The organism is Gibbsiella greigii, assembly GCF_039540155.1.
In the GTDB taxonomy this organism is placed as follows: domain Bacteria; phylum Pseudomonadota; class Gammaproteobacteria; order Enterobacterales; family Enterobacteriaceae; genus Gibbsiella; species Gibbsiella quercinecans.
In genome coordinates, this window is the sequence record NZ_BAABEM010000011.1 from 34155 (window position 1) to 54069 (window position 19915).

Sequence of the window (19915 nt, forward strand, 5' to 3'; positions counted from 1 at the left end):
TATTTTAAATAATGCGTCGGGGTTAATCTGCGGGTTAATGAGGATATACGCGCTTAATGAATTCCACCGATACGGCTAAACCTTACGCCGGTAGGCCATTCACCTTCTTGTTTTTCAAAACTCATCCAGATTGCCGTGGCTTTACCCACCAGATTTTTCTCCGGCACAAAGCCCCAGTAACGGCTGTCGGCGCTGTTATCGCGGTTATCACCCATCATAAAATAATGGCCCGCCGGCACCACCCACTCCGCCAGTTGCTGCCCAGGCTGCTGGTAATAAGCGCCGATCTGATCCTGAACGCCCGGCACCGCCAGAATACGGTGGGTAACGTCGCCCAGCGTTTCCTGGCGCTCACGCAGGCGGATGCCCCCTTGTGGAACGGCATCGCTGGTCGGTATCTGGTAAAAACCGTTGCTGGCTTCGCCCATGCCGCTGCGGCTGAACATCTGCACAAAGTCACTGGGCTGCGCATTGCTGTAGGTGACTGCCACTGCGGTATCGCAAGACTGCCCGCTATTGCAGGAAGGCTGCACCGTCACACGTTTGTTGACCGGATCATAAGTTACGCGATCGCCCGGCAGGCCGACCACGCGCTTAATATAGTCTAGCTTGGGATCAAGCGGATATTTAAATACGGCGATATCGCCGCGTTTCGGGTGGCCGGTTGGAATCAACGTGGTCTGGGTAATGGGATCTTTAATACCGTAGGCGAATTTCTCCACCAGAATAAAATCGCCAATCAGCAGCGTCGGCATCATTGAACCGGACGGGATCTGGAAAGGTTCATAAATAAATGAACGCACCACAAATACCAGCAACAGCACCGGGAACACCGATGCGCCGGTTTCAACCCAACCCGGCTGCTTGGCGGCCTTCGCCAACGTGTTGTCGTCTACCACGCCCGCAGTCTGTGCATTCAGCGCCGCGATTTTCTCGCGCCGCGCCGGCGCCCATTTAAAGCGCTCGAAGCACCAGATGATCCCGGTCACCAACGTTGCGACCGCCAAGATCAGGGCAAACATATTCGCCATGCAAACTCCCTCGTTACGTAAGCCTTCCGCTTACTTACCGTCTTTACCAACATGCAGGATTGCCAAGAAGGCTTCTTGCGGCAGCTCAACGTTACCGACCTGCTTCATACGTTTCTTACCGTCTTTCTGTTTCTGCAGCAGCTTTTTCTTACGGCTGACGTCGCCGCCGTAGCACTTGGCCAGCACGTTTTTACGCAACTGTTTCACCGTGGAACGGGCGATAACCTGGTTGCCGATAGCCGCCTGAATCGCGATATCGAACTGCTGGCGCGGGATCAGATCTTTCATCTTATCCACCAGCTCACGCCCACGGTAGTTCGCGTTATCGCGGTGAGTGATCAGCGCCAGCGCATCCACACGGTCACCGTTGATCAGTACGTCAACCCGCACCATGTCCGAAGCCTGGAAACGTTTGAAGTTGTAATCCAACGACGCATAGCCGCGCGACGTTGACTTCAGGCGATCAAAGAAATCGAGCACCACTTCCGCCATTGGGATTTCATACGTAAGCGCCACCTGGTTACCATGGTAAACCATGTTGGTTTGCACACCACGCTTTTCCACACACAGCGTGATGACGTTGCCCAGGTATTCCTGCGGCACCAAAATATGGCACTCGGCGATCGGCTCGCGCAGCTCTTCAATGTTATTTAGCGGCGGCAGCTTAGAGGGGCTATCAACGTAGACAGTCTCTTTGCTGGTGGTCTGCACTTCGTACACCACCGTCGGCGCCGTGGTGATCAGCTCCAGATCGTATTCGCGCTCCAGACGTTCCTGGATGATTTCCATGTGCAGCAGGCCAAGGAAGCCACAACGGAAGCCGAAGCCCAGCGCCGTCGAGCTTTCCGGCTCATAGAACAGGGAAGCATCGTTAAGGCTCAGCTTGCCGAGCGCATCGCGGAAGCTTTCGTAATCGTCAGAGCTGATCGGGAACAGGCCGGCATACACCTGCGGCTTCACTTTCTTAAAGCCCGGCAGGGCTTTTTCCGCCGGCTGACGGGCTAATGTAAGGGTATCGCCTACTGGCGCGCCGAGGATATCTTTGATCGCACAGACCAGCCAACCTACTTCACCGCAGTTCAGAATGTTGCGGTCGACCTGTTTCGGGGTAAAGATGCCCAAACGGTCGGCATTGTAGACCTGGCCGGTGCTCATCACCTTGATTTTGTCGCCTTTGCGCAGCGTGCCGTTTTTTATCCGCACCAGTGAAACCACGCCCAGGTAGTTATCGAACCAGGAGTCGATGATCAGCGCCTGCAACGGCGCATCGGCGTCGCCTTCCGGCGGCGGAATATCACGCACCAGGCGTTCCAGCACTTCAGGCACGCCCACGCCGGTTTTCGCCGAGCAGCGCACGGCGTCGGTGGCATCGATACCAACGATGTCTTCAATTTCCTGCGCTGCGCGTTCAGGATCGGCCGCCGGCAGGTCGATCTTATTCAGCACCGGCACAACTTCCAGATCCATTTCGATCGCCGTGTAGCAGTTGGCCAGCGTCTGGGCTTCTACGCCCTGCCCGGCATCCACCACCAGCAACGCGCCTTCACAAGCCGCCAGCGAGCGGGAAACTTCATAAGAGAAGTCAACGTGGCCCGGGGTATCAATGAAGTTCAGTTGGTAGATCTGGCCGTCTGGCGCTTTATAGTCCAGCGTAACGCTCTGCGCCTTGATGGTGATGCCGCGTTCACGCTCCAGATCCATAGAGTCAAGGACCTGCGCGGCCATTTCACGGTCGGTCAGGCCGCCGCAAATCTGGATAATACGGTCGGACAGCGTCGACTTACCGTGGTCAATATGGGCAATAATGGAGAAGTTTCTTATGTGCTTCATTTAATTAATTTTATCTCTAATTAAGCGCTTAAGTTTTAATTTGGTGGACACAGTCATGGACACAAACCCAAAACCACCCACATAGCATGGGGCGCATCTTACACTGTATAGGCGCTGCGTGAAAGGCAGTGAGGGCTCGCTGTTTGTAAGGTTGGGTAACCCTAAACCCGGCAATCGGTTCAGTGGAACGCGCTATTATGCAAGCTTCAGTGTATTACAGGCTGCACAGGGTTGTGAAAGCAGATGTTAACCACCGCGGACGAACACCAGCCGGTGCCTTTACGGGGTAAAACATCACGTTAAGCCCCGGCCCGCCCTCTGCTAAACCATTAACGCCGAACGCGCCATAAACCCTTTCCTAAAAATTTAAAAAATAATATTGAGATCAAGGTATTAGATTTTAATATCGCCTTTTCGCTTTAGGAAAAAACCCATATACGCTACCGCGGCACCCAGTTAGAAAGGGGGCCGAACTCCGCAAAAAAAATACTTCGCGTTACCACGCATGGGCTCTACACATCGGCATGCCCACCGGAGTTCATCAGCATATCTTTGTTCGTTGTTTGGAAGGTAATTCATGATCGATAAAGGGCAAATGCTGAGCCGGCACGATTTTTCGAAGGTCAACTGGGGCATTCTGGCGGCCGCCGCGCTGCTGTTAACCACCGGTGCAGTGCTTTTGCTGCTGCCGTTGCTGAACAACAGCATGGATGAGGCCGGCGTTCTTACCCTGTTGCAAGCCGGCACGGCCACAATACTTTTGGGGTGCATTTTACTGGCGCTGCGGCATTACCTGCGGCCAACGCTCACCTATCGCTTGTATGAGCACGGCGTGCGGGTTGTGGATAATGCCAGCAATAAAGAACGTTTTATTCCGTTTGAGAAAATCAGCGAAATCTACCGCTACCGGGCAAGAAACCCGTTCGGCCAGTTGTGCAACGTCATGGCCTTCCGCTGCGCGGCGGAGCGGCCCTGGTACACGATTTTCAGCAATCTTTCCCATGCCTGGAGCCTGAGCGACGCCATCATCAACCAGCAGGTGCAAATCCGTGGGCCGCAAGCGCTGAACGAGCTGTATAACGGCAACGTGCTGGATTTTACTTATATCAACAACAACGCCCGCGCACTGCTCCACCTGCTGCGCAACGACATGCGAACCCTGCCGGGGCAAACGCTGCGTTTGAGCAGCACGCAGTTGAGCACGCCGCAGCGCCAGATCCCGCTGGCAACCATTGGCGCGTTGGAAAGCAACCGTGAGCAGGGTACGATCCGTTTACTGGATAAGCAGGGGAATACGTTGTTTTTGGCCGATTACTTTGCGCTGATCTGCGCGGATTTGTTTATCGCACTGCTAGAGCATATGATTTACCACCGCGCCACGGATGGCAAGCGCCTCTCACTGTAGAGCCAGCACTCAAAGCCGGTGGTGGCGCGGCGGCGGTTTACAGCGGGGAATGTTGTTCCGGCGGCTCGCGCATTGCGCCGGGCGGCAGGCCAATTTGCAGCACTACCGGCTGGTAACTCTCTTGGGCACTCAAACGGCCAGCCAGGCGGCGCACCACGAGAAAGGCCCCGCCGCCGCCCGCTAAGGCGCCAAGCAGCGCAGCGCTGTCGCTGCCCATCAGCCACTGCAGCATGGCGGCACCCAATAGGATCCCCAGCAGCGGTGCCAAATACACCAGCATGGCGGAGCGCAGCAGGCTGCCTTCGGCGATCCCTACCTCAATGCGCTGGCCCGGCACCAACGGCTGGGCAATGTGCACCTGCAGTTGATGCTGCGTTTCGGGCGCCAGTTCATTCAGCGCGCGGGCGCCGCAGCCGGTGCGAGCCTGACAACTGCCGCAGCCGCCGGCTTTGGGCTCACAGCGCAGCACCGCTACGCCCTGCTGCCACGACACGACCGTGGCCCATTCTTTCATCATTAGGGAGCTACCTTAAACGTAATACTGTCTGCAATGCGTTTGGCCGTTGGCGTTGGCAACTCGCCAATAATCGTGATCTCGTGGCCATTGCGCACTTCGATCTGGATAGTACGCCGCCCCTGGCGATAATACTGCGGAGCACTGCCGCTCGCCGCCGGGCTGACATTCACCGAGAAACTAAACAAACCATCGCTATAGAGCCGTGATTCCACCGGCGCCGCCACGTTAGGCAGCGAGTGGCGAGTGGTCGCCACCTCATCAACGCCAGCCGGCAACCAACCCACGGCCCACCCCAGTTTAGCGGTGGCGGCCGCCGGTGGCGATAACACCGGCGGCAGGTTGGCTTTGAGCAACCCGCGCATCACGTTCTGCACGTCGCTGCCGACCACAAAGGAAATGACCCGGTATTGTTCCAGCGTTTCACCATCGCGATCAAGCAAATCAACCCGCAGCGGCAGTTTGGTGTCTTCATCAATCCACACCAGGTAGCTGTAGCGTGAACCATCTCGGGCCACGACGCGGACCACTTCACACGGGCGATCGGCAATACGGGTGCGGCCGACGGAGAGGAAGTCGTAATATTTCGCCAGACGGTTAAAGTCGCTATAAACGATACCCGGCAGCGCATCGACAATATGATCACCGGGCAGGGTGAACGGCTCTAAACCGGGTTCAAAATAACTGATGCCCTTGCCCCGTTGCAACACTTCGCGGTGTGGGCCATCCATATGCAATAGTTGGGCAAGCGGCTGTTGATCAACCAACGCATAGCGATAGCGCAGGGATTCGATCCCCAGCTTATTGATGCTGATATAGGCGAGTTCATAATTGAGCGTGCGGCTGGCGCTGTTCATCTGTTGCAACATCGCCCCGGGCGTATCTTGCGCCGGGGCGATGCTTGAGTAGAACAGGCTACCCGCCAAAAGACAGACGGAGAACCAAAGTTGCTTCATTACTGCTGCTGCATTCCTAAGGACTGGGTGCCTGGAACCTGAATGGCGGCCTGCTGCGGATTGCTTTGTTCAAGTTGCAGATCGCCAGAATGCAGGCGGCGCTGCAATTCATAATCCTGCAGCATTGCGTTAATACGCCGGCGCTGTTCCTGCACCTGCTGCTGTTGGCCGCTGCCCACCGCCAGGCCTTCAGACGGCACGCCAAGGCTGACCGGTGAAGGTTGCCCCATGATCGGCAACGTATTGAACGCCGGCGTTTCAGCCGCCTCGGAGTGCTCAGCCGGCTGGTTATACTGCTGAACCCCAACAATCACCGCCAGAGAAACACAGGCGGCAACGCCCACCTGAGTGAGCTGGCTGGCCCACGGGCGAACCTTGTGCCAAAACGGCAGTTTTTGCCAAGTTTCGGGCTGGGGTTGAGACTCGGGAACGGCTGAAGGAACCAAACGAGCCGGCTCTTTCTCCAGCGCTGCAGCCACACGTTCTGCGATATCGAAATGAATTACTTGTCCGATATCACCCCGCATTGTGTCACGTATCAGGTGATAGCTCTGCCAGCTTTGTTGAAGCGCCCGATCTTTAGACAATGAACTCAGCAGTTCATTATCGAGCGATTCCCCATCCATCAGAGCGGAAAGCTTTTCTTTCTGCATGCCTAAGTACCCTTCCTGTGCCCGCTATTGCTAACGTTGGATCAGCGGTTGAACTTTATTATCGATAGCCTCCCGAGCACGGAAAATGCGCGAACGCACCGTTCCGACCGGGCAATCCATGACGGCCGCTATCTCTTCGTAGCTTAAACCGTCCAGCTCACGCAACGTGATCGCCATGCGGAGATCTTCTGGGAGCGACTCAATAGTACGGAAAACTATCTGTCTCAGCTCTTCTGACAACATTAAGTTCTCAGGGTTCGAAATTTCTTTCAGTGCGCCCGCACTTTCGTAATTTTCCGCATCGTTGGCGTCCACATCGCTGGACGGCGGACGGCGGCCCTGGGCAACCAGGTAATTCTTTGCCGTGTTCACGGCGATACGATATAGCCAGGTATAAAAGGCGCTATCGCCACGGAACGATTCCAGTGCGCGATAAGCTTTAATGAACGACTCCTGCACCACATCAGGCACATCGCCCTGCGGTACATAGCGGGAAACAAGGCTCGCAACCTTGTGCTGGTAACGAACAACCAGCAGGTTAAACGATTTTTGATCACCCTTTTGGACCCGCTCAACCAGAACCTGATCCGTTAACTGCTCGCTCATCCGAGGTAATGTCTCCCCAAATCTGTCTCCACGCATAAAATTGTACTGCCAGCCATACGTTCTTTTCCTGAGCAAGCATTCGCTTGGAGTTTACACATAACACGAAGTTCCCTGACGCCGTTGTTTTTTTGTACCACTTGTGTGCCCCATCCATGGCTTTTGCCGGGAGAAGTAGGCTAACATGAATTTCATTCTTCTTCCTGCACAGATCATACGCTATGCAACCGTCATCTGAACATGTCAGCGATGTGCTGATCATTGGCAGCGGTGCTGCGGGCCTTTCTCTAGCCCTGCGGCTGGCCGAATACTGCAAGGTTACCGTACTGAGCAAGGGGCCGCTCAATGAAGGCTCGACCTTCTATGCGCAAGGCGGTATCGCCGCCGTGTTTGATGAAACCGACAGCATAACTTCCCATGTGGACGATACGCTGATCGCCGGCGCGGGCCTGTGCGATAAGGAAGCCGTTGAGTTTATCGCCGGCAATGCGCGCCACTGCGTGCAGTGGCTGATCGACCAAGGCGTATTATTCGATACCGAAACCAACGCCCAAGGGGAAGCGCGCTACCACCTGACGCGCGAAGGGGGCCACAGCCACCGCCGCATTCTGCATGCCGCCGACGCCACCGGCAAGGCAGTAGAAAATACGCTGGTGGGGAAAGCAAGCGCCCATCCGAATATTTATGTAAAGGAACGTAGCAACGCCGTTGATCTGATCACCTCAAGCAAAATCGGCCTGCCGGGCACCCAGCGCGTCGTCGGCGCCTATGTCTGGAACCGCGATCGCGAGCAGGTGGAAACCCACCGCGCCAAAACGGTCGTGCTGGCCACTGGCGGCGCGGCAAAGGTGTACCAATATACCACCAACCCAGACGTTGCCTCGGGTGACGGTATCGCCATGGCCTGGCGCGCTGGCTGCCGGGTGGCGAATCTCGAGTTCAACCAGTTCCACCCCACCTGCCTGTTTCATCCGCAGGCGCGCAACTTCCTGCTGACGGAAGCGCTGCGCGGTGAAGGCGCCCATTTGAAACGCCCAGACGGCAGCCGTTTTATGCCGGATTTCGATCCGCGCGGCGAACTGGCCCCACGTGATATTGTGGCCCGCGCCATCGATCATGAAATGAAGCGCCTGGGCGCAGATTGCATGTATCTGGACATCAGCCATAAACCGGCTGAATTCATTACCCAGCACTTCCCGATGATCCACGAAAAGCTGCTGTCGCTGGGCTTTGATCTCACCCGCCAGCCGATCCCCATTGTCCCGGCGGCCCACTATACCTGCGGTGGAGTGATGGTCGATCAGCACGGCCGCACCGATCTGGACGGCCTGTACGCCATCGGCGAGGTCAGCTATACCGGCCTGCACGGCGCCAACCGCATGGCCTCTAACTCACTGCTGGAATGCCTGGTGTATGGCTGGGCGGCGGCGGAAGACATCCGGCTGCGCCTGCCGGCCATTAAAGCCGCCAAAGCGCTGCCCGCCTGGGATGAAAGCCGGGTTGATGATTCCGATGAGCGCGTGGTTATTCAGCATAACTGGCATGAGCTGCGGCTATTTATGTGGGATTACGTCGGCATTGTGCGCACCACCAAGCGGCTGGAGCGCGCTCTGCGCCGTATCACGACACTGCAGCAGGAGATCGATGAGTATTACGCCAATTTCCGCATTTCCAACAACCTGCTGGAACTGCGCAACCTGGTTCAGGTGGCGGAGCTTATCGTGCGCAGCGCCATGGCGCGCAAAGAGAGCCGCGGGCTGCATTACACGCTGGACTACCCGGATACGCTGCCGGAGGCGAAGCCCACCATCCTGCAGCCCTGAATTTTCTATTAATAGAACAGATAAAAATCAGTAATCAGGCGGCGAAACTGCGCGGTATAGCTGCCGTCCGCCTGTTTGATGGCGAGCGCCGTTTCCGCCGTTGCCTGCGGCTGGCGCACCAGCGCCAACAGTACCCGATGGCATGGCGTGTCGGCACGATCGCTAACGTTAACCCGCTGTGCGCAGTGCCAACCGCACTGCAACGCGGCGGTTTCAAACGCGCTGCCGATATCATGGGGCAACACCACGCAGAAAACCCCTTGTTCACGAAGCAGTTGGCTGGCGCAGGCCAGCAACGCTTCGTGCGTGAGGGTGCCGGTGTAGCGCGCCTGAGCGCGGGCGTCATCGCGGCAGGCGACGGCGGGTTCGAAATACGGCGGGTTGCTGACGATCAGATCGTAAACCCCGGCGTGCTGCCGCACATAGTCGTGAATATCCTGCTGGTGCACCTGAATGCGCTGTGGCCAGGGGCAAGTTTGCACGTTGTCGCCGGCCTGGGCGGCGGCGGCGGCATCCAGCTCCACCGCATCAATATGCAGTTGCGCGGAACGCTGCGCCAGCATGAGGGCAATCAACCCGCTACCGCATCCGATATCCAACGCACGGCCCTTGGCGGGCAGCGGCACCCAGGCACCGAGCAACACGCCGTCGGTGCCCACTTTCATGGCGCAACGATCGTGGGCGACAAAAAACTGTTTGAAGGTAAACCCGCCGCGGCGCGGCTTAAAATTCGCTTTAGACTGAGTGCTCACAGTAACCACCGGGTATTAAAACTGGCGTAGCATAAGGCAAAGCGTTTTTCGGGAAAAGGAAAGCTTTCCACTTAAAGGGTGAACAACGCGGCCAACCCGTCTATAATCGGCGCCCCAAGTAGAGGTAGACAATGACAGCAACCAATTTTTCCGAACTCGATCTCGATGACCGCCTGCTCGACGCACTGCGCGACAAAGGCTATGACCGCCCAACCGCCATTCAGGCTGAAGCTATCCCTCCGGCAATGGATGGGCGTGATGTATTGGGCTCTGCGCCAACCGGCACCGGAAAAACGGCTGCGTTTTTGCTGCCTGTATTACAGCACCTGCTGGATTTCCCACGCAAGAAATCCGGGCCACCGCGCGTACTGATCCTAACCCCAACGCGTGAACTGGCGATGCAAGTGGCCGATCAGGCCCGCGAGCTGGCCGCCCATACTTCGCTGGACATCGCCACCATCACCGGCGGCGTGGCTTATATGAACCACGCCGAAGTCTTCAGCGAAAACCAGGATTTGGTCGTCGCCACCACCGGCCGTTTGCTTCAATACATCAAAGAAGAAAACTTTGACTGCCGCGCGGTCGAAACCCTGATCCTCGACGAAGCCGACCGCATGCTGGATATGGGCTTTGCGCAGGATATCGAAACCATCGCGGCCGAAACCCGCTGGCGCAAGCAAACCATGCTGTTCTCCGCCACCCTGGAAGGGGAAGCGATCAGGGAATTCGCCGAACGCATTCTGGAAGAACCGGTAGAGGTGGAGGCCGATCCTTCACGCCGTGAGCGCAAAAAGATCCTGCAGTGGTACTACCGCGCCGACGACATCCAGCACAAAACCGCCCTGCTGGTGCATCTGCTCAAACAGCCGGAAGTGCAGAAATCCGTGGTGTTCGTGCGCAAGCGTGAGCGGGTGCATGAGCTGGTGGCCTGGCTGCGCGAAGCGGGCATCAACACCTGCTATCTGGAAGGTGAAATGGTGCAGGCCAAGCGTAACGAAGCGGTTAAACGCATGATGGATGGCCGCGTGAATGTGCTGATCGCCACCGACGTCGCCGCCCGCGGCCTGGATATTCTGGATATCACCCACGTATTCAACTTTGATATGCCACGCACCGCCGATATTTACCTGCACCGTATTGGCCGCACCGGCCGCGCCGGGCGCAAAGGCACCGCCATCTCACTGGTTGAAGCGCACGATCATCTGCTGCTGGGTAAAGTGGGCCGTTACCTGAATGAACCGCTGAAGGCACGGGTGATTGACGAACTGCGGCCCAAGAGCAAGGTACCCAGCGAAAAGAGCAACGGCAAACCTTCGAAAAAGGTGCTGGCAAAGCGCGCTGAACAGAAAGAAAAGAATAAAACCAAACCTAAAATCAAAGTGCGCCAGCGCGACGCGAAAAACGTCGGCAAGCGCCGCCAGCCAAAAGCTAACCAAGCCTAATCTAATCCAGGCCGGGTAACCGGCCCCTGCTCCCGCCATACTTTTCGGCCAAATGTAAAAAAGCCAGTCAGCGTTAACTGACTGGCTTTTAGCCCCCCTGTTACCTTAAGCCAGAATTACAGGCTTTCAGTAAAGGTGCGGGTGATAACGTCGCGTTGCTGTTCTGGGGTCAGTGAGTTGAAACGCACGGCGTAGCCAGAAACACGGATGGTCAACTGCGGGTATTTTTCTGGGTGTTTAACCGCATCTTCCAGCGTTTCACGGCGCAGTACGTTCACGTTCAGGTGCTGACCGCCTTCTACGCGCACGGAAGGTTGCATTTCCATTGGCACTTCGCGGTATTCGAACTGGCCCAGTTCGCTGACCGGTACAATCTGGTCTTCCGCGTAGTCAGCTTTGGCGCATACGCAGCGGGCTTCAGATTTGTCTGCATCCAGCAGCCAGAAAGAATTCACCAGCGCCTGATTGTTCGCTTTCGTGATTTGAATACCTGTGATCATCTTGTGCCTCCTACAAGAGCGAAAGAATTTTGTTGCGTGAGAAAACCTAACGCCGGTTTTGGCCATTTGGTAAAACCATTGTTGTCTTGTTGTTCTATATACCAGCCTAAACGTGGCGATTCTTTGACTAATATCAATTTTTTAGGGGTAACGCGAAACACCAAAGAAGCAAATTTCTGTTTTATATCAATATTCCCACTTTCACCGATAAAAAATAATTTTGTAAATTTTCAATTATTTTTGCAAAGATCGTAGGCATTCCACTTTTTCAGGATCATGAAAAGCAGGTTTCACTCAACGTTGGTAAACGGTAAGCTATGCCCGGTGAAATGTTAACAAAAACAAAGGAGAGCGGTTATGTCCACTTCCCTCACCTGGCATGACGTGATCGGCAAAGAAAAAGAGCAGCCCTATTTTCGTGAAACGCTCGCCTTTGTAGCCGCAGAACGCCAGGCCGGTAAGACCATTTACCCACCCCAGAAAGACGTATTTAACGCTTTCCGCTTTACCGAACTGGGCGACGTGAAAGTGGTTATCCTGGGGCAAGATCCTTATCACGGCCCGAACCAGGCACATGGCCTGTCGTTTTCCGTCCGCCCGGGCGTGCCTGCGCCACCGTCTTTGGTCAATATGTATAAAGAGTTGGCGACGGATATCCCCGGCTTCCAACGCCCGGAGCATGGCTATCTGCAAAGCTGGGCGGAACAAGGGGTTATGCTGCTCAACACCGTGCTGACCGTTGAAGCCGGCCGGGCGCACTCCCACGCCAACCTGGGCTGGGAAACCTTTACCGATCGGGTTATCGCCGCATTAAACGAACATCGCGAAGGAATTGTGTTCTTGCTGTGGGGATCGCACGCGCAGAAGAAAGGGAATTTTATCGATCGTAACCGCCACCACGTCCTGAAAGCGCCACATCCTTCACCGCTTTCTGCTCACCGTGGGTTCTTTGGTTGCCATCATTTTTCGCAGGCGAACCAACTGCTGGAACAACAAGGGCTGGCGCCTATTGATTGGGTGCCGCGTTTGCCGCAGGCCTGAGCGATAAAGCGCCAAAAGTTATCGCCCCCTCAAGACAATCAACCGAGGGGGCATGCAGTACCTTGCCCTGACTTTACCCTGCGGGTAACAGCAAGGAACAGCCGCCGCGGGGTTTAGCGGCGGCCGATGCACTGCATAGGCGTTGGTTAGCTTTTGGCTTTGGAAACCGCCACCATCGCCGGGCGCAGCAGGCGGCCATTTAGCGTATAGCCTTTCTGCATCACCATGGTCACATGGTTTGGCTGGTGTTCTTCAGATTCCACCATGCTCATCGCCTGGTGCACATCCGGGTTGAACGGCACGTTCACATCCCCGACGATCTCAATACCGTATTTGCGCACCACATCCTGCAGCGATTTCAGCGTCAGCTCAATGCCTTCAATCATCGGCGCCAGATCGGGGTTGTTTTTATCCGCCAGTTCCAGCGCGCGCTCCAGGTTGTCGATCACCGGCAACAAATCACCAGAGAATTTCTCCAGCGCAAATTTATGTGCCTTTTCAATATCCAGCTCGGTGCGGCGGCGGATATTTTCTACTTCAGCCTTGGCACGCAGCAGGCTTTCACGTTCACGTTGCTGCGCTTCAGCCAGTTGCGCTTCCAGTTCAGCAATACGCTCATCACGGACATCGGCACTTTCGGTCTGCACATCATCATGTTCGTTGTGTACTTCCTGCGCCTGATCCTTTTCTTCCGAGACTTGCTCGTTTGGCGTCTTCTGTTCTTTACTACTCATGAATATCTCCGCGTTTTAGCATTAATCTCGCAACTTGGCTTATTATGTGGGGATCAAAACCGGGGTTTCAAGTCAACCGGTGATAATGTCGGGCATAATCCGGCTCCGGTGAGGAAAATCACACCAATGAATAAAAAATTCAAATGTATCGGCATTGTTGGGCACCCAAGGCACCCCTCTGCGCTGGCAACCCATGAGATGCTGTACGACTGGCTGAAAGCCCATGGTTACCCGGTAATCGTCGAGCGGCAGATTGCCCATGATTTAAAGCTGAAAGGCGCGGTAACCGGCAGCCTGGCTGAAATAGGCCAACAGGCCGATCTGGCCGTGGTGGTCGGCGGCGATGGCAATATGCTCGGCGCCGCACGCGTGCTGGCGCGCTATGCCATCAAAGTGATTGGCGTTAACCGCGGCAACCTCGGCTTCCTGACCGATCTGGACCCAGACAACGCCCTGCAGCAGTTGGCTAACGTGCTGGAAGGCGAATATATCGATGAGCAGCGCTTCCTGTTGGAAGCCCTGGTACACAATCAGCATCAACAGTGCCGCACCAGCACCGCCATCAACGAAGTGGTGCTACATCCGGGCAAGGTCGCCCATATGATTGAATTTGAAGTCTATATCGACGACATTTTCGCCTTCTCGCAGCGCTCTGACGGGCTGATTATCGCCACCCCCACAGGCTCGACCGCCTATTCGCTCTCTGCCGGCGGCCCGATACTGACGCCTTCGCTACAGGCCATCGCACTGGTGCCAATGTTCCCACACACCCTGTCTGCACGCCCGCTGGTCATTAACGGCGACAGCACCATCCGGCTCAAATTTTCGCAGGTGAGCAGCGATCTGGAGATCAGCTGCGACAGCCAGATTGCTCTGCCGATCCAGGAAGGAGAAGAGGTGTTAATCCGCCGCAGCGACTTCCACCTGGATCTGATACACCCCAAAGATTACAGCTATTTCAATACGTTGAGCACCAAATTAGGGTGGTCAAAAAAATTATTCTGAAAATAGCGCCAGCCACTTTACTGTATATAAAACCAGTTTATACTGTATGAAACTACAGTTATGTGTTTATACACAGGAAGGTCACCATGCTGGCGCAATTAACCATCAGCAATTTTGCTATCGTTCGTGAGTTGGAAATTGATTTTCAACCGGGTATGACGGCGATTACCGGTGAAACCGGCGCCGGTAAATCCATTGCCATCGATGCCCTGGGGCTGTGCCTGGGCAACCGGGCTGATGGCAACGTGGTGCGCCAGGGGGCCTCCCGCGCCGATATCTGTGCACGCTTTTCTCTGGCAGACACCCCTTCGGCCCGCCAGTGGCTGGAACAAAACCAACTGGACGACAGCAACGAATGCCTGTTACGCCGCGTGATCGGCGCCGATGGCCGCTCACGCGGCTTTATTAACGGCACCGCCGTGCCCCTTTCACAACTGCGCGAATTGGGCCAACATCTGATCCAAATCCATGGCCAGCATGCCCACCAACTGTTGCTCAAGCCCGAGCACCAAAAGGCCCTGCTGGACGCCTATGCCGGCGAACACGCGTTGTTCACCGCCATGCGCCAGGCATACCTGCAGTGGCACCAAAGCTGCCGCGAACTGGCGCACCATCAGCAGCAGTCGATTGAGCGCGACGCACGCAAACAGTTACTGCAATACCAGTTGAAAGAGCTGAACGAGTTCTCGCCCCAGGCTGGCGAGTTCGAGCAAGTCGATGCCGAATACAAGCTGTTGGCCAACAGCGGCCAATTGCAGAGCCTTAGCCAACAGGCGCTGCTCTTACTGGCCGATCACGACGAGCAAAACATGCTCAGCCAGCTCAACAGCGCCAAGAACCTGCTGGTTGAACTGGCCGGTATGGATGAAAAATTGGCCGGTCTGTTAGAGATGCTGGAAGAAGCCACGATTCAAATCAGTGAGGCCAGCGACGAACTGCGGCACTATGCCGATCGCATGGAGCTTGATCCCAACCGGCTGCATGAACTGGAGCAACGGCTGTCGCGCCAGATCAGCCTGGCGCGCAAGCACCACGTTGCACCGGAAGAACTGCCCCAGCTGCACCAGCAACTGCTGGATGAACAGCAACAGCTTTCACAGCAGGAAAGCGATCATGCCCACCTGAGCGAAGCCGTGAACCTGCACCATCAGCAGGCGCTGCAGTTGGCGCAACAACTGCAGCAAAAACGCCAGCACTATGCCGATGAACTGACCCAACTGATCACCGCCAGTATGCACGCGCTGGCGATGCCGCACGGCAAGTTCCATATCGCCGTGCACTTTGAGCCGGAGCATCTTAGCGCCGAAGGAGCCAGCCGGGTGGAGTTTTGCGTTTCCACCAACCCAGGGCAGCCGCTGCAGGCGTTGGCCAAAGTGGCATCAGGCGGTGAGCTTTCGCGCATCGCACTGGCGATCCAGGTGATCACCGCACGCAAAATGGAAACCCCGGCGCTGATCTTTGACGAAGTGGACGTGGGCATCAGCGGCCCAACCGCCGCCATTGTCGGCCGCCTGCTGCGCCAACTGGGGGAATCAACCCAGGTGATGTGTGTAACCCACCTGCCGCAGGTTGCCGGGTGCGGGCATCAGCACTTCTTTGTTAGCAAACTCACCGACGGCACAGAGACGGAAACCCAGATGGCGGCGCTGAGCAAACGCGCCCGTCTCCAGGAGCTGGCCCGCCTGCTGGGCGGCAGTGAAGTCACCAAAAATACGCTGGCAAACGCAAAAGAACTGTTAGCCGCATAGAAAAGCTCAACTTTTTTGCATCCTCGTGGTCTGAGTTTGGCGCTCTATGCCCGGCAGCTTTCCGTCAACGGGAAAACGCCACTCCCGCCCTTCGATCGCCTGGTGCCTGAGGGCTGGAGGAGCGCCAACGCTCTGGCAAGTTGAAATATGCCGGGTATATACTCTCAATAATCTACGTTGCAGAACAAAAGCGCCAACAGCGCGTTTATTCTGCCCTTGTGCTGGCCCCGAGGGCGTATCGCCGAAATACGCGGCAAGCAAAGGAGCCGAGGGCTGACTCAGATAAATGATTCGGGCGGCTGAGCGCAGCCAACGCACAGGCAACTTGCAGTATGGTGAGCATAAAGGTTTCCAACTGCTGCAAGGTCTATTATCATCGGCACCCTATGCCCAAAAGGAATGTAATTACTATGCGCTGTAAAATGCTGACTGCTGCCGCTGTGGTTCTTGTGATGCTGACTGCAGGCTGTTCAACTTTTGAAAAAGTGGTTTACCGGCCGGATATCAATCAGGGGAACTACTTAACAGCAGCCGATGTGGCGAAAATTCACAAAGGTATGACCCAACAGCAGGTCGCTTACACCTTGGGTACCCCTATGATGCAAGATCCGTTCGGTACTCAAACGTGGTTCTATGTGTTCCGCCAGCAGCCAGGCCATGAGCCGGTCAGCCAACAAACGCTGACGCTGAGTTTTGATAGTGCGGGTGTATTGACGGATATCCAGAACAAGCCAGCGCTGACCAATTAATCAGCCCGGCGCCCGTTATCATCGCAGGCGTCGCCGGCCTTGCCAGGCAGGCGCACTTTTCGGTGATGGGTAGCAAAAAAACAAGGCGCCTTCCGCGCCTTATTTTTTTGCTCTTTCCGCCCGCTGGCGGCGCAACTCTTTCGGATCGGCAATTAACGGCCGGTAGATCTCCACCCGATCGCCATCATTCACGTCATCCCCCAGTTTGGCCGGGCGGCTATAGATGCCCACCTTGTTGGCGGCAAGATCGATCTCGCTGCGCAGTTCCAACAGCCCGGAAGCCCGGATCGCCTGTTCAACACTGCTGCCCTGCGCCAGGGTAACCGTGCGCAAGTACTGGCGCTCCGGCAGTGCGTAGACCACTTCGACCCGGATATCAGGCACTGTAAACCTCTTTGGCCCGCTGGGTGAACGCTTGCACCATGCTGCCTGCCAGCTCTTTGAACACTTTACCGAAAGCCAACTCAATCAGCTTATTGGTGAATTCAAAATCCAGATGTAACTCCACCTTGCAGGCATCGGGGCTCAGCGGCGTGAAATGCCAGCCGCCCATCAGTTTGCGGAATGGGCCATCCACAAGCTGCATATTGATGCTTTGGTTATCCTGCAAGGTGTTACGTGTGGTAAACGTTTTGCTAATCCCCGCCTTGGCGACGTCTACTGCCGCCGTCATTTCCTTATCCGTGGCGTTGAGCACGCGGCTACCGGTGCAACCCGGCAGGAAATCAGGGTAAGAATGAACATCATTAACCAATTGGTACATCTGCGCAGCACTAAACGGTACCAACGCAGACCGACTGATCTGTGGCATATCATTTCCTGTGAATCATAAACGCGCAGATAATAACATCGATCGGGCATCAGACAAAAAATCTACGCTTGATTTACCCGGCGCAAAAAGCGAGAAATTACGCATGTGCTGAACGGGAAAGGATTTCTTTCGCTGCGGCATCCAGTATAATGACCGCACTATGACAAAGAAAAAAGCATACAAACCCGGTTCCGCCACCATTGCGCAAAACAAGCGCGCCCGCTACGAATACTTCATTGAAGAAGAGTTCGAAGCCGGCCTGTCCCTGCAAGGGTGGGAAGTTAAATCGCTGCGTGCTGGCAAGGCCAACATCAGTGACAGCTACGTTATGTTCCGCGACGGCGAAGCTTATCTGTTTGGTGCCACCATCACGCCACTGAACGTGGCTTCTACGCACGTGGTGTGCGATCCCACGCGTTCACGCAAACTGTTGCTGAACAAGCGCGAGCTTGATTCACTGCTCGGCCGCGTTAACCGCGAAGGCTACACCGTGGTCGCCCTTTCCATGTACTGGAAGAATGCCTGGACCAAACTGAAAATTGGCGTAGCCAAAGGTAAAAAAGAGCACGACAAGCGCGACAACATTAAAGAGCGCGAATGGCAAACGGCGAAAGCCCGCATCATGAAGAACGCCGCCGGCCGTTAAGTTGCTGGCGTAGCAGGGTAAACTTCTGTTATACTGCTGTTTAGTTACTGGGGCTGATTCTGGATTCGACGGGATTGTGAAGCCTTAGGAGCATGCCGAGGGGCGGTTGGCCTCGTAAAAAGCCGCAAAAAAATAGTTGCAAACGACGAAAACTACGCTTTAGCAGCTTAATAACCTGCTTTGAGCCCTCTCTCCCTAGCCTCCGCTCTTAGGACGGGGATCAAGAGAGGTCAAATCCAAAAGAGATCGCGTGGATATCCTGCCTGGGGTTGAAGCGTTAAATCTAATCAGGCTAGTTTGTTAGTGGCGTGTCCATCCGCAGCTGGCAGGCGAATGTAAAGATTGGACTAAGCATGTAGTGCCAACGGTGTAGTAATTTCGGACGGGGGTTCAAATCCCCCCAGCTCCACCAAATAAAACAAGGGGTTACGTGAAAACGTAGCCCCTTTTTTCTAGAACTGGCGGCAAAATGGCGACAGACAACTAGTGCCTAACGGAGTAACTATGGCAAAGCTCATTCCTCAGCCAATCATTTCCGTTGTAGCTGAGTACGTCTCAAATGTTGAAACTCACGCAACCTTAGACAGTTTATTTGCATACGCTGATGCACCAGGCGACCCCCCTGTTGCTTCTAAAGCAGCCAAATCGCTTGAGTGGTTGAGACGAATTAATAAAGAATGTGAAGAACCGCTATCCATTCTGGGGAGACTCTTAGAGGGATACATGGAGGCTGACCAACCTTCTTCCCCTCATTTTGACTGGGAAAAAACTCAAGTAGAGTTCGTTGAGAAAATACATGACCTCTTAGGGAGGTATGGCCTTAGATATATCACTGGCGGTTTCATAACCGACGGCTCGTCAATTACTACGCAATCCCTCCAAGAGGCGATAAAGAAACGTAACATCCCTGCTGTCGAAATGGAGTTCACAAGGGCACTTGAAAACTTACATTCCGAACCACGTGAAGCAGTTTCCGCTGCCTGCAACATATTAGAATCCACGTTTAAAATTTATATAGCAGATGAGAACATTCCTTCACCTGCAAAACAAGATTTGCAAGGTTTATGGAAAGTAGTCCGTGACTCGTTAGGAATGGATACGAAATCCGTTGAAGATGAAGATTTAAAGCGCATATTAAGTGGCTTGTACTCTATAACTGATGGTATCGGTGCACTAAGAACGCATGCAAGCTCTGCTCATGGTGCAGGCAGGAAGATCTATAACTTAAAACCCCGACATGCTCGGTTAGCAATAAATTCCGCTCATACTCTAACCATGTTCATTCTTGAGTCATGGGATGACAGAAAAAAGATCCAACAATGAGTTCAAGAATTTCAGTTGCACTAAGCATTTCAGTTGCACTAAGCGGTAGAATTTCCTTGTAAACCTTACTGTGCTTGGTCTGCCGCATTACGTTTGCACAACCTCAAGATCCATTTCATAAATTCCGCGATCCACGTAATTCACAAATAACTTTTTAAATTCAATGCATTAACTTTTCATCCATAACACTGCGTGATCCAAAAACTGAAAATTACTGAAATCCGTTTCAATCTTTTCAGTTTGGGATCGCAAGCAAAACCCCAGCAGTGGCGCGGCCTGGCGGGGGCGTTTGTAGAAAAATAAAACTGAAAAATTTTTATGATCCAAAACGCGCAGGCGGGTGCGGTGT

20 protein-coding genes and 1 other RNA gene are annotated in these 19915 nt (G+C 54.9%); 10 read left to right on the top strand and 11 right to left on the bottom strand.

Translation table 11 applies throughout. From position 1 onward, the window contains the following. Window positions 1-53 precede the first annotated feature (53 nt). Entirely contained in the window at window positions 54-1031 is a 978-nt protein-coding gene (gene lepB / locus AC559G_RS11255) for a signal peptidase I (protein ID WP_095847564.1), read from the bottom strand. 30 nt (window positions 1032-1061) lie between these two features. Then, entirely contained in the window at window positions 1062-2861 is a 1800-nt protein-coding gene (lepA, locus tag AC559G_RS11260; protein WP_498912608.1) for an elongation factor 4, read from the bottom strand. A 577-nt stretch (window positions 2862-3438) separates the two neighbouring features. Here lepA and AC559G_RS11265 point away from each other — a divergent pair. Then, window positions 3439-4266, top strand: coding sequence for a hypothetical protein (locus tag AC559G_RS11265; protein WP_498912609.1), 828 nt, complete (start codon window positions 3439-3441; stop codon window positions 4264-4266). A gap of 37 nt (window positions 4267-4303) precedes the next feature. On the opposite strand, the gene rseC is transcribed toward AC559G_RS11265, so the two are convergent. Genes rseC through rpoE form a run of 4 tightly spaced genes read right to left on the bottom strand, consistent with a single transcriptional unit; the run spans window position 4304 to window position 6995 of the window. Further along, window positions 4304-4783 carry a SoxR reducing system protein RseC gene (rseC, locus tag AC559G_RS11270; RefSeq protein WP_498912610.1) on the bottom strand — a complete coding sequence of 160 codons (480 nt, stop codon included), beginning with the start codon at window positions 4781-4783 and terminating at the stop codon, window positions 4304-4306. Beyond that, window positions 4783-5736 carry a sigma-E factor regulatory protein RseB gene (gene rseB, locus AC559G_RS11275; protein ID WP_498912611.1) on the bottom strand — a complete coding sequence of 318 codons (954 nt, stop codon included), beginning with the start codon at window positions 5734-5736 and terminating at the stop codon, window positions 4783-4785. Before rseB ends, rseC begins: the two co-directional genes overlap by 1 nt. Beyond that, entirely contained in the window at window positions 5736-6389 is a 654-nt protein-coding gene (gene rseA / locus AC559G_RS11280) for an anti-sigma-E factor RseA (protein ID WP_438596802.1), read from the bottom strand. The genes rseB and rseA overlap by 1 nt, the downstream gene beginning before the upstream one ends. A gap of 30 nt (window positions 6390-6419) precedes the next feature. Continuing rightward, complete coding sequence (gene rpoE / locus AC559G_RS11285) at window positions 6420-6995, bottom strand: RNA polymerase sigma factor RpoE (RefSeq protein WP_095847558.1); 576 nt, start codon at window positions 6993-6995, stop codon at window positions 6420-6422. A gap of 218 nt (window positions 6996-7213) precedes the next feature. Here rpoE and nadB point away from each other — a divergent pair, with 218 nt between their 5' ends. Beyond that, the gene (nadB, locus tag AC559G_RS11290) at window positions 7214-8815 is read left to right on the top strand and encodes an L-aspartate oxidase (protein WP_438596801.1); all 1602 of its coding nucleotides are present in this window, start codon (window positions 7214-7216) and stop codon (window positions 8813-8815) included. 8 nt (window positions 8816-8823) lie between these two features. On the opposite strand, the gene trmN is transcribed toward nadB, so the two are convergent. Continuing rightward, window positions 8824-9567 carry a tRNA1(Val) (adenine(37)-N6)-methyltransferase gene (gene trmN, locus AC559G_RS11295; protein ID WP_498912612.1) on the bottom strand — a complete coding sequence of 248 codons (744 nt, stop codon included), beginning with the start codon at window positions 9565-9567 and terminating at the stop codon, window positions 8824-8826. Window positions 9568-9698: 131 nt separating this feature from the next. On the opposite strand from trmN, the gene srmB reads away from it, so the two are divergent. Next, the gene (srmB, locus tag AC559G_RS11300) at window positions 9699-11009 is read left to right on the top strand and encodes an ATP-dependent RNA helicase SrmB (RefSeq protein WP_498912613.1); all 1311 of its coding nucleotides are present in this window, start codon (window positions 9699-9701) and stop codon (window positions 11007-11009) included. A 116-nt stretch (window positions 11010-11125) separates the two neighbouring features. On the opposite strand, the gene grcA is transcribed toward srmB, so the two are convergent. Beyond that, window positions 11126-11509 carry an autonomous glycyl radical cofactor GrcA gene (grcA, locus tag AC559G_RS11305; RefSeq protein WP_279023789.1) on the bottom strand — a complete coding sequence of 128 codons (384 nt, stop codon included), beginning with the start codon at window positions 11507-11509 and terminating at the stop codon, window positions 11126-11128. Window positions 11510-11866: 357 nt separating this feature from the next. Here grcA and ung point away from each other — a divergent pair, with 357 nt between their 5' ends. Then, entirely contained in the window at window positions 11867-12550 is a 684-nt protein-coding gene (gene ung / locus AC559G_RS11310) for a uracil-DNA glycosylase (protein WP_095847554.1), read from the top strand. Between the two features lie 146 nt (window positions 12551-12696). Here the strand turns inward: ung and grpE are convergent, their stop codons facing one another. Beyond that, complete coding sequence (gene grpE, locus AC559G_RS11315; RefSeq protein WP_498912614.1) at window positions 12697-13284, bottom strand: nucleotide exchange factor GrpE; 588 nt, start codon at window positions 13282-13284, stop codon at window positions 12697-12699. Between the two features lie 126 nt (window positions 13285-13410). Here grpE and nadK point away from each other — a divergent pair, with 126 nt between their 5' ends. From nadK to bamE, 3 genes are all read left to right on the top strand, one after another. Further along, window positions 13411-14289 (top strand): NAD(+) kinase, encoded by an 879-nt coding sequence (nadK, locus tag AC559G_RS11320; RefSeq protein ID WP_279023784.1) that lies wholly within the window; start codon window positions 13411-13413, stop codon window positions 14287-14289. Window positions 14290-14375: 86 nt separating this feature from the next. Further along, window positions 14376-16037: a DNA repair protein RecN gene (gene recN / locus AC559G_RS11325; protein ID WP_498912615.1), complete on the top strand. Its 1662-nt coding sequence runs from the start codon at window positions 14376-14378 to the stop codon at window positions 16035-16037. A gap of 410 nt (window positions 16038-16447) precedes the next feature. Further along, the gene (bamE, locus tag AC559G_RS11330; protein ID WP_438596796.1) at window positions 16448-16786 is read left to right on the top strand and encodes an outer membrane protein assembly factor BamE; all 339 of its coding nucleotides are present in this window, start codon (window positions 16448-16450) and stop codon (window positions 16784-16786) included. A gap of 99 nt (window positions 16787-16885) precedes the next feature. Here bamE and AC559G_RS11335 read toward each other — a convergent pair whose 3' ends face one another. Together AC559G_RS11335 and AC559G_RS11340 are read right to left on the bottom strand one after the other, a co-directional pair. Then, entirely contained in the window at window positions 16886-17170 is a 285-nt protein-coding gene (locus AC559G_RS11335; RefSeq protein WP_121525570.1) for an RnfH family protein, read from the bottom strand. After that, window positions 17163-17597 (bottom strand): type II toxin-antitoxin system RatA family toxin, encoded by a 435-nt coding sequence (locus tag AC559G_RS11340; RefSeq protein WP_095847548.1) that lies wholly within the window; start codon window positions 17595-17597, stop codon window positions 17163-17165. The genes AC559G_RS11335 and AC559G_RS11340 overlap by 8 nt, the downstream gene beginning before the upstream one ends. 160 nt (window positions 17598-17757) lie before the next feature. Between AC559G_RS11340 and smpB the strand changes: the two genes are divergently transcribed. The 3 genes from smpB to AC559G_RS11355 all read left to right on the top strand — a co-directional run bounded on the left by smpB (window position 17758) and on the right by AC559G_RS11355 (window position 19566). Continuing rightward, window positions 17758-18243 (top strand): SsrA-binding protein SmpB, encoded by a 486-nt coding sequence (gene smpB, locus AC559G_RS11345; protein WP_095847547.1) that lies wholly within the window; start codon window positions 17758-17760, stop codon window positions 18241-18243. 49 nt (window positions 18244-18292) lie between these two features. Beyond that, window positions 18293-18655: a transfer-messenger RNA gene (gene ssrA / locus AC559G_RS11350) on the top strand. Window positions 18656-18747: 92 nt separating this feature from the next. After that, window positions 18748-19566, top strand: coding sequence for an abortive infection family protein (locus AC559G_RS11355; RefSeq protein ID WP_498912616.1), 819 nt, complete (start codon window positions 18748-18750; stop codon window positions 19564-19566). Window positions 19567-19915 lie beyond the last annotated feature (349 nt).

What these genes read in the sequence shown, in the direction of transcription:
- grpE (WP_498912614.1), bottom strand. Translation starts at nt 13,284, where the DNA reads ATGAGTAGTAAAGAACAGAAGACGCCAAACGAGCAAGTCTCGGAAGAA.
- rpoE (WP_095847558.1), bottom strand. Translation starts at nt 6,995, where the DNA reads ATGAGCGAGCAGTTAACGGATCAGGTTCTGGTTGAGCGGGTCCAAAAG.
- nadK (WP_279023784.1), top strand. Translation starts at nt 13,411, where the DNA reads ATGAATAAAAAATTCAAATGTATCGGCATTGTTGGGCACCCAAGGCAC.
- rseA (WP_438596802.1), bottom strand. Translation starts at nt 6,389, where the DNA reads ATGCAGAAAGAAAAGCTTTCCGCTCTGATGGATGGGGAATCGCTCGAT.
- grcA (WP_279023789.1), bottom strand. Translation starts at nt 11,509, where the DNA reads ATGATCACAGGTATTCAAATCACGAAAGCGAACAATCAGGCGCTGGTG.
- bamE (WP_438596796.1), top strand. Translation starts at nt 16,448, where the DNA reads ATGCGCTGTAAAATGCTGACTGCTGCCGCTGTGGTTCTTGTGATGCTG.
- ung (WP_095847554.1), top strand. Translation starts at nt 11,867, where the DNA reads ATGTCCACTTCCCTCACCTGGCATGACGTGATCGGCAAAGAAAAAGAG.
- AC559G_RS11265 (WP_498912609.1), top strand. Translation starts at nt 3,439, where the DNA reads ATGATCGATAAAGGGCAAATGCTGAGCCGGCACGATTTTTCGAAGGTC.
- AC559G_RS11340 (WP_095847548.1), bottom strand. Translation starts at nt 17,597, where the DNA reads ATGCCACAGATCAGTCGGTCTGCGTTGGTACCGTTTAGTGCTGCGCAG.
- nadB (WP_438596801.1), top strand. Translation starts at nt 7,214, where the DNA reads ATGCAACCGTCATCTGAACATGTCAGCGATGTGCTGATCATTGGCAGC.
- lepA (WP_498912608.1), bottom strand. Translation starts at nt 2,861, where the DNA reads ATGAAGCACATAAGAAACTTCTCCATTATTGCCCATATTGACCACGGT.
- lepB (WP_095847564.1), bottom strand. Translation starts at nt 1,031, where the DNA reads ATGGCGAATATGTTTGCCCTGATCTTGGCGGTCGCAACGTTGGTGACC.
- rseB (WP_498912611.1), bottom strand. Translation starts at nt 5,736, where the DNA reads ATGAAGCAACTTTGGTTCTCCGTCTGTCTTTTGGCGGGTAGCCTGTTC.
- rseC (WP_498912610.1), bottom strand. Translation starts at nt 4,783, where the DNA reads ATGATGAAAGAATGGGCCACGGTCGTGTCGTGGCAGCAGGGCGTAGCG.
- smpB (WP_095847547.1), top strand. Translation starts at nt 17,758, where the DNA reads ATGACAAAGAAAAAAGCATACAAACCCGGTTCCGCCACCATTGCGCAA.
- recN (WP_498912615.1), top strand. Translation starts at nt 14,376, where the DNA reads ATGCTGGCGCAATTAACCATCAGCAATTTTGCTATCGTTCGTGAGTTG.
- srmB (WP_498912613.1), top strand. Translation starts at nt 9,699, where the DNA reads ATGACAGCAACCAATTTTTCCGAACTCGATCTCGATGACCGCCTGCTC.
- AC559G_RS11355 (WP_498912616.1), top strand. Translation starts at nt 18,748, where the DNA reads ATGGCAAAGCTCATTCCTCAGCCAATCATTTCCGTTGTAGCTGAGTAC.